Source organism: Streptomyces sp. NBC_00669 (assembly GCF_036226785.1).
GTDB lineage: Bacteria > Actinomycetota > Actinomycetes > Streptomycetales > Streptomycetaceae > Actinacidiphila.
On record NZ_CP109018.1, the window covers coordinates 5,005,184 to 5,017,778 of the forward strand.

Below are 12,595 nucleotides of genomic sequence, written 5' to 3' on the forward strand. Positions count from 1 at the left end.
CGGCCGAACCGCGTGCGCCCCGGAAGCGGAACCCCCGGAGGCGGAACGGCCGCCACGCGATATTCGCCGGAGCCACGAGAACGAGGAGGTCTCCGTGGCACACAGGTCGAGAAAACTTCCAGGGCTGCTCATCGCCCTCGCGCTGACCGCGGTCGGCGGCGCGGTGGCACTCACCGGAAACGCTTCCGCCGCACCGTCGTCGCACGGCACGGCGAGTGCCGCGCACGCGGTTTCGGCCAAGCAGGGCAGTCAGGCGATGCCGATGAACATGCCGGTGTCGACCAAGACGTCGGGTGACGACCCCGACGGCGACGGCTACATCATGGCCGACCCGCCGGTCACCGGCGTGACGCCGTCGACGTACGACCCGCCGCACGCGTACTTCCACGAGTTCCAGGCGAAGTGCGCGCCGTCCCACACGCTGCCGGACGACCCGATCGTCTTCCCCGGGCAGCCGGGCAAGTCGCACGACCACACATTCATGGGCAACGTCAGCACCAACGCCGACTCGACCACCGCGTCCCTGGACGCGGCGAGCGGCACGACGTGCAACGCGCCCGGCGACAAGTCGGCGTACTGGATGCCGAGCCTGTTCAACGGCGACCAGAAGATCCTGCCGATCGGCCCGCAGACGATCTACTACAAGTCGGGCGTGAACGACTACACCAGCGTCCGGCCGTTCCCCAAGGGGCTGCGGTTCGTGGTCGGCAACCCGATGCAGACTGAGGACCAGTTCAAGAACCTCAAGGGCACGGTGGAAGGTTGGGAGTGCGGGGACAGCTACGGGAACTTCGACATCCCGGTCTCCTGCCCCAACACCCCTGACGTGCAGCTGAACATCCGCTTGCAGGCGCCGAGCTGCTGGGACGGCATCCACCTGGACACGCCGGACCACCAGAGCCACATGGCGTATCCGATTGCGACGGGCGACAACGAGAACGTCTGCCCGGCCGACCACCCGGTCGCGCTGCCGATGATCGAGTTCAAGATGGCCTTCCCGGTCAACGGCGACATGTCCCAGGTCCACCTGTCCAGTGGAGCCGGCTTCTCGTTCCACTACGACTTCTTCGCGGACTGGGACGACGCGACGCTGTCCGCCATGGTCACCCACTGCATCAACGGCGGCCTCCAGTGCGACGACCACGGCTATGACCAGAGCCAGCCCGACAAGGGTGCCGTGCTCGACAGCAACTACGAGTTGATCCAGTAACCCGTCCGCGGGTCTCTCCCGGGCGGGTCTCTTCGGACCCCCCGGGAGAGCGCTCTCCAAGTTCCAGCCTGTCCCCCCAACACCACAGGTGATCCATGCACACCCCCACACGCTCCTCGCATCAACCCCCCACGTCCCTCGACCCGCCCGCTCCTCCTCCTTCTCCTCGACCTCCTCGGGCCTCGCCCGTCTCCTCCCGGCCGTCGCGCCGTGCGGCGCTCGCCGATGTCGGGCCGTTCGGCCACGTCCTCAACACCACCGGCCATCCCGTCAACAGCACCGAATCCGCCCTCACTTACCTCGTGAGCCACCCGTGACCGGGCCCATCCGCACCAAGGAGGAAGACATGCAGCGACCTTTCAGGAAGGGACGGGCGCGTCGCGCCGTCGCCCCACTCGCGGCGACCGCTCTCGCCGTCGCGGGACTCGCCGTGATCCAGGCGCCGGCCGCGCACGCGGCGGGAAGCGTGGTCAAGGTGACCGGCTCGCAGGGTAATTGGCAGCTCACCGTGGATGGCGCCCCTTACGAAGTGAAGGGACTCACCTGGGGGCCGGCGGCGACCGACGCGGCACAGGACATGCCGGACCTGGCCAAGATGGGCGTCAACACGGTCCGCACCTGGGGCACCGACGCGACCAGCGCGCCGCTGTTCGACGCCGCGGCGGCCAACGGCATCAAGGTGATCGCCGGGTTCTGGCTCCAGCCCGGCGGCGGCCCCGGCGCCGGCGGCTGCGTCAACTACCTGACCGACGACACCTACAAGAACGACATGCTCACCGAGTTCCCCAAGTGGGTGGAGACCTACAAGGACAACCCGGGCGTGCTGATGTGGGACGTCGGCAACGAGTCGGTGCTCGGGCTCCAGAACTGCTACAGCGGCGACGCGTTGGAGCAGCAGCGCGACGCGTACGTCACCTTCGTCAACCAGATCGCGCAGAAGATCCACTCCGTCGACCCGAACCACCCGGTGACCTCCACCGACGCGTGGACCGGCGCCTGGCCGTACTACAAGCGGGACGCGCCGGACCTCGACCTGTACGCGGTCAACTCCTACAAGGACGTCTGCAACGTCAAGTCCGACTGGGAGGCGGGCGGTTACGACAAGCCGTACATCGTCACCGAAGGCGGCCCGGCCGGGTCGTGGGAGGTGCCCAACGACGCCAACGGCGTGCCCGACGAGCCGACCGACCAGCAGAAGGCCGACGGCTACACCAGCGCCTGGAACTGCATCACCAGCCACCAGGGCGTCGCGCTCGGCGCCACCCTGTTCCACTACGGCAACGAGGACGACTTCGGCGGCATCTGGTTCAACCTGGTGCCCGACGGCCTCAAGCGCCCCTCGTACTACGCCGTGAAGCGGGCGTACGGCGGTGACACCTCGGGCGACAACCAGCCCCCGCTGGTCTCCGACATGACGGTCAGCGGCGCCACCGACGGTGTGCCCACCGGCGGGAACGTGACCATCACCACCCACACCACGGACCCCGAGAACGACCCGATCAGCTACCAGGTGCTCTACAGCAGCATCTACGTCGACAACAACGGCGCGCTCACCCCGGCCGACTCCACCGTCAACGGCGACACCATCACCACGAAGGCCCCCGACAAGCCGGGCGTCTGGAAGGTGTACGTCAAGGCCACCGACAACCACGGCAACGTGAGCTACGGCTCCAAGTCGCTGAAGGTGGTGCCCCCGAAGGTGGACGGCACCAACGTGGCGCTCAACAAGCCCGCCACCGCGTCCTCGTACCAGACCGACCCGACCGGCGGCTGCCCGTGCACCGCGGGCGACGCGGTGGACGGCAACAACGGCACCCGCTGGTCGAGCGACTGGAGCGACCCGCAGTGGCTCCAGGTCGACCTCGGCCAGAGCACCACGTTCAAGCACGTGCAGCTCTACTGGGAGGCGGCGTACGGCAAGGCGTACGACATCCAGACGTCGGAGGACGGCACCAACTGGACGACGGTGAAGTCCGTCACCGACGGGGACGGCAACGTCGATGACATCGACGTGAACGGCACCGGCCGGTACGTCCGGGTCCAGGGCACGCAGCGGGGCACCGGATACGGCTACTCGCTCTACGAGTTCGGGATCTACACGTGAGCCCGGCCCGGTCCGCGGCCGCTCGTGAACCGAGCGCGGCCCCGGCCCCGGCTCCGGTGCCGGGGCCGGTCGCCCGGCTCGACGAGGCTCGGCCGTACGCGCTCAGTCTGTTCCGTGCCGTGGTCGGACTGCTCTTCCTCTGCCACGGTGTCGCATCGCTGTTCGGGACGCTCGGCGACCACCGGATCGCCGCGGACAGCTGGCCGGGCGGCTACGCGGCTGTCATCCAACTCGTCGGTGGGGCACTGGTCCTGACCGGCCTGGCGACCCGCGTGGCGGCCCTGGTCGGCTCCGGCTCCATGGCCTTCGCCTACTTCGACATCCACCAGCACCACGCACTGCTGCCGATCCAGAACGGCGGCGAACCGGCGGTCCTGTTCTGCTGGACCCTTCTGCTCATCGTGTTCGCCGGCCCCGGCCCCCTGTCCCTCGACCACTACCTCGCCCCCGCCCTCCCCGGAGGCGCACCGGCAACCACCAAGCGGCGGGCCCAGATCGGCGCCCGCGCCTGACCGGTGGTCCGGCCCGACCGACGGCCCCGCAGGCACCCGGCCTGCGGGGCTGTTGGCCGGACCGCGGGCTGCGGGCGGAGCGGCTGATCTAGAGTGCTTCGGTCAGTACCCGTCACCCGGTGATCTGCGAAGGACCAACGGACAATGCCGACAGAGACGTTCGAGTTCCAGGTGGAAGCGCGCCAGCTTCTCCAGTTGATGATCCACTCGATCTACTCCAACAAGGACGTGTTCCTGCGGGAACTCGTCTCCAACGCCTCCGACGCGCTCGACAAGCTGCGGCTCGAAGCCCTCCGCGACGACTCCCTCGGCGTGGACGTCTCCGACCTGCACATCGCCCTCGAAGCCGACCCGGAGGCCCGCACGCTGACCGTGCGGGACAACGGCATCGGGATGTCGCGCGACGAGGTGGTCCAACTCATCGGCACCATCGCGAACTCGGGGACCGCGAAGTTCCTGCGGGAGCTGAAGGACGCCCAGGACACCGCGGCGACGGAGGGCCTGATCGGCCAGTTCGGCGTCGGCTTCTACGCCAGCTTCATGGTGGCCGACGAGGTGACGCTGCTGACCCGGCGGGCGGGCGAGAGCCAGGGCACCCGCTGGACGTCGAACGGCGAGGGCACGTACACCGTGGAGAGCGTCGACGACGCTCCGCAGGGCACCTCGATCCTGCTGCGGCTCAAGCCGGAGGACTCCGAGGACCAGCTGCACGACTACACCTCGACGTGGAAGATCCGCGAAATCGTCAAGCGGTACTCGGACTTCATCACCTGGCCGATCAGGATGGCCGCGCCGCAGGTGCCGCCGGTGCCGTCCGCGGCTGAGACGGATGCCGAGAGTGGCGGCGCGGAGGCCGGCGCGGAAGGCGACGTCGCGGATGCGGCCGAGCCCGAGGTGCTCAACTCGATGAAGGCGCTGTGGGCCCGGTCGCGCGACGAGGTCACCGACGACGAGTACCACGAGCTGTACAAGCACATCAGCCACGACTGGACCGATCCGTTGGAGGTCATCCGCCTCCAGGCGGAGGGCACTTTCGAGTACCAGGCGCTGCTGTTCATTCCCGCGCACGCCCCGCAGGACCTCTTCATGCAGGGCTACCAGCGCGGTGTGCAGCTCTACGTGAAGCGCGTGTTCATCATGGACGACTGCGAAGAGCTGATGCCGCCGTATCTGCGGTTCGTCAAGGGCGTCGTGGACGCGCAGGACCTGTCGCTCAACGTGTCGCGCGAGATCCTCCAGCAGGACCGCCAGATCCAGTTGATCCACCGTCGCCTGGCCAAGAAGGTGCTGTCGACGGTGAAGGACATGATGTCCTCCGCACCGGAGCGGTACGCCACCTTCTGGCGGGAGTTCGGGCGCGTGCTGAAGGAGGGGCTGCTCGGTGACGTCGAGAACCGCGACGCGATCCTCGGCGCGTCCTCCTTCGCCACGACCCACGACAAGGACCAACTGACCACCCTGGCGCAGTACGTGGAGCGCATGAAGGACGGCCAGGAGCACATCTTCTACGTGACCGGCGAGTCCCGGCAGGCCGTCGAGAACTCGCCCCACATGGAAGCCTTCCAGGCCAAGGGGATCGAGGTGCTGCTGCTCACCGACCCCGTCGACGAGGTGTGGGTGGACTCCGTGCCCGAGTTCGACGGGCGGCAGTTCCGCTCGGTCGCCAAGGGCGAGGTCGACCTCGGCACCGACGAGGAGAAGGCGGAGGCCGGCACCGAACGCGAGAAGCAGCAGGAGGAGTTCGCCGGCCTGCTCACCTGGATGACGGCCCGACTGGCCGACGAGGTCAAGGAAGTACGGCTCTCCTCCCGCCTCACCGTCTCGCCCGCCTGCATCGTCTCCGACACCAACGACGTGACACCGGCCCTGGAGAACATCTACCGGGCCATGGGCCAGGAGCTGCCCCGCGTCAAGCGCATCCTCGAACTCAACGCGAAGCACCCCTTGGTCGTCGGCCTCAACCGGGCGCACGGTGAGCGCCAGGACGACCCCGCACTCCAGGAGACGGCCGAACTCGTCCACTCCATGGCGCTGCTGGCCGAGGGCGGCGAACTCGCTGACCCCGCGCGCTTCGTGAAGCTGATGGCCGAGCGCCTCGAGCGCAGCCTGTAGAACCGGCCGCCCAGGGCGCCGCTCACCGTCGGGTCAGACGTCCCAGGCGGCGCCCAGGGCCAGCAGGCGTTCGCGGTATTCGATGGCGTCCACCCACGGTGCCGGCCAGGCGCCGGCGCCGTGGTGGGCGCCGGCGAACGCCCCGGCCAGGGCCGCGATCGAGTCGGAGTCGCCGGAGGAGTACGCGGCCCGCCGGACCGCCGCGGGCGGGTCGTCGGGGAACAGCAGGAAGCAGTACAGCGCGGTGGCGAGCGCCTCCTCGGCGATCCACCCGGCGCCGGTGGCCGCGCACGGGTCGGTCTCGGGATCGGGGGAGCGCAGCGCACGCTCGACGCGGTCCAGTACGGCCAGGCACTCGTCCCAGCCGCGGGCCGCGAAGGACACGGGGTCGGCGTCGTGCGCGCGGTCGGCGAGGTCGCCGAGCCAGTCGGCGGGGTAGTGGCCGCGGCTGTCATGGGCGTACGCGCGCAGCTCGGAGAGCAGTTCGGCGGTCCGGGTGCCCTCGGCGAGCAGCTGGACGGCGTGCGCGGTCAGGTCGCTCGCGGCCAGCGCGGTCGGATGGCCGTGGGTGAGCGCGGACTGCAACTAGGATGCGCCGGAGCGCTGTTGGCGGTCCAGCCCCGGGATCAGGCCGAGCGGCGCGACCCGCATGTTCGCCCCGCACCCCTTGGAGCCGAGCTCGCTGGCGGCCTGCCAGGTGCCGCCCCGGCTCAGTGCCTCGCAGGCGCGCAGGCACGTCGTGCCCGGCGCGCGGTTGTTCTCCGGCGAGAAGCACCACTCGACGAAGCGCGCCCGAACCGGCGGCTCCAACCCGGCTGCCGTCAGCGGCCCTTCGGCCAGCGCTTCGACCAGCCCCTCGCCGAGGGCGAGCGTCATCTGCGTGTCGTCGGTGACGTAGGCGCGACCCGAGGAGAGCGGCAGCGGCATCGTGCGCCAAGGGCCGCACTTCGCTTCGATCTGCGCCATCGTGTTGAACTCCGTGGGAAAGCCCATGGCGTCTCCGAGCGCCAGACCTATCAACGTTCCTGTCGCCGCCTGCTTCACGCGGCCTCCTCCCGTACTGTGCCTGCTCTCAGGTGTACCGCATGCGAGGTGCTGGGGGGCTGGTGAGGGGTGCGAGGCCGAGGTCCGAGGCGTCGGGGCGGCCACGCGGGGCGTACGGGCGGCGAGTGCGGGCGGCGCGTACGGGCCTCGGGGTGGCCCGGAAGCACGGCCGGTACCGGGTACGGGGTTACGGGTACGGGCTGCGGGGCTGCTGCGGGCGCGGGCTGTACGGAGTTCGCGGGATGCCGCTGCGGCAGGGGTGTCCGTGCTGGTGGATAGCCTGGACGTGCGGGGATGGGGACGGCGGTGTGCCGGCCGTGGCTGGGGGCGTCGGGCGGCGATCTGGTAGGCGAGGGGACGGGCGGGCTTCGAGGGTGGTGCGAGTGTCAGGGCGTTGGGCGGTGGGCGTGGATGCGGGCGCCCCCGCGGGGCCGGCCGGTGCCGAGGAGGTGGCCGAGCCGGTCGCGGTGGAGCGTGCGCGGCTGTTTAGGGCGCTGCCGGAACTGGCCGCAGGGGAGGCGCTGTTCCTTCCCGCCGATCCGCCCCGGCGCGGGCGCGTGGCGTTCTGGACGCCGGGCGGTGGGCCGCCGGATCTGGGCGTCGAGCCGGAGTGGCACACGCTGGTCCGACCGGCGGGGGAGCCCGGGAACGCGGAGCCGGCGCCGGCGGTGCGGGCGGGTGCCGTGAGCGTGACGGTGGCCGACGCCGTACCGCTGCTGACCCGCTGCCGGGCGCTGGGCGCGGGCGGGCGGGCGTCGGCGGGCATGGCGTTCTGGGGGGCCGCGGCCACGCTGGGACTGAGCCTGCTGGCGCGGGGGCGGTCGCGGTCGGAGCGGTCGCCGGCGGGCTTCGACGTGTGGCGGGTCGGCCCGCTGGACGGCGCGGACGAGGACCGGTTGGGTGCCCTCGCCGCCGCCATGCCGCCCGAGGCCCGCGCCGTACCGGTGTCGGGCGGCTCGCCGCTCGCGCTTCCGTCGGCCGAGGCGACGCTGCGGGCGTTCCTGGACGCCGTGGCTGACGCGCTGACGCGTACGCCGGCTGCCCGGCACGTGGCGGGCGGGTCGCCGTTCGCGGCGGCTGCGTCTGTGCGGAAGGCATGCCCGGCGCCGGAGCGGCGCACCCCGGCCGGAGAGGTGGCGAAGGGCGCCGGGGCGGCGGCGGTTGAGGACGAGGAGGCCGACGGGGCTGCTCGCGCTCGCGAGGCGGCCCTTCGGGTGTCGCTGCGGCTGGAGGTGGTCGCCGGCGGCCTCTCCGGCGAGAGTCCGAGCGGCCAAGAGAGTGTGCATACAGGCGGGTTGGGCGAGGCCGAAGCCCAGGGACGCGTCGAGGACGACGAGGGGCCCGGCGCCGGCTCCTTCCGGGCCGTCGTCCAACTGCACAGCCTGGCCGACCCCTCGGTGCTCACGGACGCCGCCGACCTCTGGGCGGGGACGGCCGAGGCGCCTGAACTCTTCGGCGCGCGGGCCCGGGCGGACACCCGGCTCGCGCTGCGGCGCGCGGCGCGCGTATGGCCGCCGCTCGCAGGGCTGTCGGGGCCCACCGCCCCCACCGGACTCGACCTGTGCGACGACGATGCCCGCGACCTGCTGGGCCGTACCGCCGAGCGTCTCGCGGCAGCAGGCGTGGCGGTGCACTGGCCCGGGGACCTGGTCCGACGGCTGACGGCGACGGGCGTCCTGGAGCCGTCCGGCGACCGCGCCCGGAGCACGACCTCCTCGGCCGCGTCCTTCCTGACCTCCGACGGGCTGCTGGACTTCCGCTGGCGGGTCGCCCTCGGGGGCGAGGAACTGACCGCGGACGAGGTGGATCGGCTGGTCCGCGCGCACCGCCCGGTCGTCCGGCTGCGCGGCCAATGGGTGCTGGTGGACGGGGAGTTGGTGCGGCGGCTGCGGACCGCGGCCCGGGCCGGGGGGCCGTCGCTGACGCCGATCGAGGCGCTGGGCGCGGCGCTGACCGGCCACGTCGAGGTGGACGGGGAACGGGTCCCGGTCGCCGCGGGTGCCCTGCTGGAAGAGCTGCGCGCGCGGATCGCCGACCCCGAGGCGCGTGCCGCGCGGGAGCCGCACCGCCCGCCGAAAGCGCTCGCGGCGACCCTGCGCGGCTATCAACTGCGCGGCCTGAACTGGCTGCACCGGATGACCTCGCTCGGTCTGGGTGCGTGCCTGGCGGACGACATGGGCCTGGGCAAGACCGTGACGCTGATCGCCCTCCACCTGCGCCGTCAGGAGCGGAAGGCCACCGCGGGCCCCACCCTGGTGGTCTGTCCGGCGTCCCTGCTGGGCAACTGGGAGCGGGAGATCCGCCGGTTCGCGCCGACCGTGCCCGTACGCCGCTTCCACGGACCCGGCCGCGAGCTGGTCGGCCTTGATGACGACGCTTTCGTGCTGACCACGTACGGCACGATGCGCCGCGACGCCGAACTCCTCGCCGAGCGGCCCTGGTCACTGCTGGTCGCCGACGAGGCCCAGCACGTCAAGAACCCGCACGCGCACACCGCCCGCGCGCTGCGCCGCATTCCGTCGCGCGGCCGGGTCGCGCTGACCGGCACCCCGGTCGAGAACAACCTGTCCGAGCTGTGGGCGCTGCTCGACTGGACCACGCCCGGACTGCTGGGCACCCTCGGCTCGTTCCGCGACCGCTACGCCCGGGCCGTCGAGGGCGACCACGACGCGCAGGCCGCCGCCCAACTGGCCTCGCTGGTAGGACCGTTCCTGCTCCGGCGGCGCAAGTCCGATCCCGGTATCGCTCCGGAGCTGCCGCCGAAGACCGAGACGGACCAGCCGGTGTCGCTCACGAGGGAACAGGTCGCGCTGTACGGCTCCCTGGTGCGGGAGTTGATGGCCGAGATCGAGGGCGCCGACGGCATGGCCCGGCGCGGGCTGGTGATGAAGCTCCTCACCGGTCTGAAGCAGGTGTGCAACCACCCGGCGCAGTACCTGAAGGAGCCGGACGGCGCGAAACTGCCCGGCCGGTCGGGGAAGTTGGCGCTGCTGGACGAACTCCTGGACACCGTGCTCGCCGAGGACGGGTCGGTACTGGTCTTCACGCAGTACGTGGCCATGGCCCGGCTGATCGAGCGCCATCTCGCCCAACGCGGCGTGCCGAGCCTGCTCCTGCACGGCGGCACCCCGGTCCGACGGCGTGAGCAGATGGTGGACGCCTTCCAGTCGGGCGGCACGAAGGTCTTCCTGCTGTCCCTGAAGGCCGCCGGCACGGGTCTGAACCTCACCCGCGCCGGGCACGTCGTCCACTACGACCGCTGGTGGAACCCGGCGGTGGAGGACCAGGCCACCGACCGGGCCTACCGGATCGGGCAGACCCAGCCGGTGCAGGTCCACAAGCTCGTCGCCGAGGGCACGGTGGAGGAGCGGGTGGCCGGGTTGCTGCGGCAGAAGCGTGCACTCGCCGACGCCGTACTGGGATCGGGCGAGGCGGCGTTCAGCGAGCTGAGCGACGGCGAGCTGGCCGAACTGGTGGCTCTGCGCGGTCGGCGGGCATGACCCGCCGCGCCAGGCCGGCGCGTCGAACGGGTCCGGGGTGCAAGGGCAGTTGACTCATGCCCCGGTGGGGAGCGTGAGCGACACGAAGGGCAGGCCGCTCGGCAACCCCCTTGTGAGCATGCGCCAGTTGACGTACAGGTTCGGGCCGGGGAAGGACGACGCCGGCGGGATGGTCGCCCGGACGGCGAACCGGACCGAGCCATGGGCGGGAACGCTGTGCACGGCACGGTTGTTGAGCAGGTACGACTTGCCGCCGTTGTTCAGTCCCTCGCGCCCCTGCGTGCCCGTGCACAGGACCTCCAGGGTGAAGCCCGGGCGCCCGGCCAATGACACAGCTTTGCCGGTGGGATTGGTGAGCGTGACGGTGAAGTCGACCGGTCGGCCGAGCCGTACGCTCCTCGGCACGTCCGTGGCGCGCGCGGTGAGCGTGCTCAGCGTGGAGGTGGCGGGGCGCGGGTCCGTGTTTCCGTCGCCGTCGGAGAGCGGTCCCGGCGAAAGGAACGAGGTGACCTGGGGGTGCAGGTCGTCGTGGACGCACCCCGGCACGGTCTGGTCCATCAGCCGCACCGCGACGTCGCCCGCACCGGGCAGATCGGCGTCGAGGGTGTAAGTGCCGTGCTGCGTGGGGCAGTAGGGGCCGCCCCAGTCGATGCGGAAGTTCGCCTTGCCGCCCGGCGGCAGGCCGACCGCCGGGCGGGATCGTGAACCGCTGTGCGGGAGCGGGACCGTGGTACCGCCCACCGCCAGCCGCAGTTTCGGGATGCCTTGCAGCTTGCACGCGGTGTGCGAGGTGTTGGTCAGCACCGCGTAGCCGAACAACGAGGCGTCCATGATCGGGTCGTTCACCTCGCCGTTGGTGCTCTTGTGTATCCATCGGGTGAGGGCGCCGGTCAGTTGGGAGGCGTGGCAGGTCGGCCCGGTGACGGGTGCGGGGGCTGCGCTGGGCGCCCTGAAATCGGCGTCCGTCGCCGGTTCGTCCACCCACGGCACGGTGCCGTCGGGCTCCAACGTCGCTGCCGCGGACACCCGCGGGGCCGTCGTCGGCGGCGTCCCCGTGCTTCCGGTGCCGTCGTCCCCGCTCTGGTTCCCGCAGCTCGTGACGGCGACGGCCAGCGCGGCCATCCCCACCGCGAGCGTCCCCAACTGACGTGCCTTGCGCATGACTTTCCCCCCGGGTGGTCCGCGTGCCCCCGTCGGCCGGCGGGTCGCCGTCCTCGGGGACGTCCTCAGGAGTCCCCTGGACGTTCCTGGGACGTTCCTGGGACGTCCTCGGGCGCGACCGACGCCCGGAAGTGTAGGGCAGGGCGGCAGGGGGCAGGGCGGTGACCGGCCGCTGTCGGTCAGCGGGGACCGGGACGCTGTCGGTCAGCGGCGGCCTGGGCGCGACGCCCGGAGGTCGGCTCGGTTCACGAGGGGCGGCCGCCGAACTGCCAGTCGTGGACCTCGATGTCGGCGTAGCGGCCGGCGGTGAGGACGGTGCGTGCCGTCGCCGGGTCCGGCGCCCGCAGCAGCGCGGCGGTGCCCAGCCAACCGGCGCCGTCGTCGGACAACAGCGGCCCGTAGGCGACCAGTTCGTGCCGGTCGGTCGGCGCGGTGAGGTCGGCGGCCTCGCCGGCGCCGAGGCCGATCACCAGGTAGCGGTTGCCGCCGGTGCGGCCGCCGGGGAAGTCCCACATGGTGCGCCCGAGCGTGTTGCGCCATCGGCGCAGGAGCACATCACGGTAGACGCCGGCCTGGTAGTTGGGCTCGTCGAAGGCGAACGCGCGGGCGGCGGCGACGTCGGGCAGGTCGACGATGTGCACGCTGCCGGTGGGGGTGTCACCGTCGTCGGCGAGCGTCGGGCCGCGCGCGATCAGCTCCTTGGCGTACCGGTCCATGTAGGACCAGTGCGCTTCGGTCAACTCGTCGCGCAGCGTGAGGGAACCGGGCCGATCGCGGTGGTAGCAGAGGAACTCCATGCCCCCAGGGTCCCTTCCGCCGGCCGTCCTGGTCGAGCGGATTGTCGTTCCGCGGCGCCGAGCCCGTGCCGGGGCGGTTTCGCCGTGCCGCAGCGTCGCCACGCCCGGCCCCGGTCGTCCGGTAGGCGCCGCAATTCGTCCCGCGGGATTTCTGG

General features: G+C 71.6%; 7 protein-coding genes and 1 pseudogene. 5 read left to right on the top strand and 3 right to left on the bottom strand.

Annotated features, from left to right (window positions below):
* Nucleotides 1-94 precede the first annotated feature (94 nt).
* The 4 genes from OG896_RS20955 to htpG all read left to right on the top strand — a co-directional run bounded on the left by OG896_RS20955 (nucleotide 95) and on the right by htpG (nucleotide 5,938).
* Complete coding sequence (locus OG896_RS20955) at nucleotides 95-1,210, top strand: DUF1996 domain-containing protein (protein WP_402444414.1); 1,116 nt, start codon at nucleotides 95-97, stop codon at nucleotides 1,208-1,210.
* A gap of 346 nt (nucleotides 1,211-1,556) precedes the next feature.
* Entirely contained in the window at nucleotides 1,557-3,314 is a 1,758-nt protein-coding gene (locus OG896_RS20960; protein ID WP_329367583.1) for a discoidin domain-containing protein, read from the top strand.
* A gap of 56 nt (nucleotides 3,315-3,370) precedes the next feature.
* Nucleotides 3,371-3,826, top strand: coding sequence for a DoxX family protein (locus tag OG896_RS20965; RefSeq protein ID WP_329374176.1), 456 nt, complete (start codon nucleotides 3,371-3,373; stop codon nucleotides 3,824-3,826).
* Between the two features lie 144 nt (nucleotides 3,827-3,970).
* On the top strand, nucleotides 3,971-5,938 hold the full coding sequence (htpG, locus tag OG896_RS20970) for a molecular chaperone HtpG (RefSeq protein WP_329367584.1): 1,968 nt from the start codon (nucleotides 3,971-3,973) through the stop codon (nucleotides 5,936-5,938).
* Nucleotides 5,939-5,971: 33 nt separating this feature from the next.
* Here the strand turns inward: htpG and OG896_RS20975 are convergent.
* Nucleotides 5,972-6,982 (bottom strand): annotated as a pseudogene (locus OG896_RS20975) (ADP-ribosylglycohydrolase family protein).
* A gap of 383 nt (nucleotides 6,983-7,365) precedes the next feature.
* Here OG896_RS20975 and OG896_RS20980 point away from each other — a divergent pair.
* A complete protein-coding gene (locus tag OG896_RS20980; protein ID WP_443057119.1) occupies nucleotides 7,366-10,482 on the top strand; it encodes an SNF2-related protein in 3,117 nt (1,038 codons plus the stop codon).
* A 54-nt stretch (nucleotides 10,483-10,536) separates the two neighbouring features.
* Here OG896_RS20980 and OG896_RS20985 read toward each other — a convergent pair whose 3' ends face one another.
* Together OG896_RS20985 and OG896_RS20990 are read right to left on the bottom strand one after the other, a co-directional pair.
* Nucleotides 10,537-11,643: a DUF4232 domain-containing protein gene (locus OG896_RS20985; RefSeq protein WP_329367587.1), complete on the bottom strand. Its 1,107-nt coding sequence runs from the start codon at nucleotides 11,641-11,643 to the stop codon at nucleotides 10,537-10,539.
* A gap of 245 nt (nucleotides 11,644-11,888) precedes the next feature.
* A complete protein-coding gene (locus tag OG896_RS20990; RefSeq protein WP_329367589.1) occupies nucleotides 11,889-12,440 on the bottom strand; it encodes a YciI family protein in 552 nt (183 codons plus the stop codon).
* Nucleotides 12,441-12,595 lie beyond the last annotated feature (155 nt).

Coding starts and splice junctions, on each gene's coding strand:
- OG896_RS20960 (WP_329367583.1), top strand. CDS start 1,557: ATGCAGCGACCTTTCAGGAAGGGACGGGCGCGTCGCGCCGTCGCCCCA.
- OG896_RS20990 (WP_329367589.1), bottom strand. CDS start 12,440: ATGGAGTTCCTCTGCTACCACCGCGATCGGCCCGGTTCCCTCACGCTG.
- htpG (WP_329367584.1), top strand. CDS start 3,971: ATGCCGACAGAGACGTTCGAGTTCCAGGTGGAAGCGCGCCAGCTTCTC.
- OG896_RS20985 (WP_329367587.1), bottom strand. CDS start 11,643: ATGCGCAAGGCACGTCAGTTGGGGACGCTCGCGGTGGGGATGGCCGCG.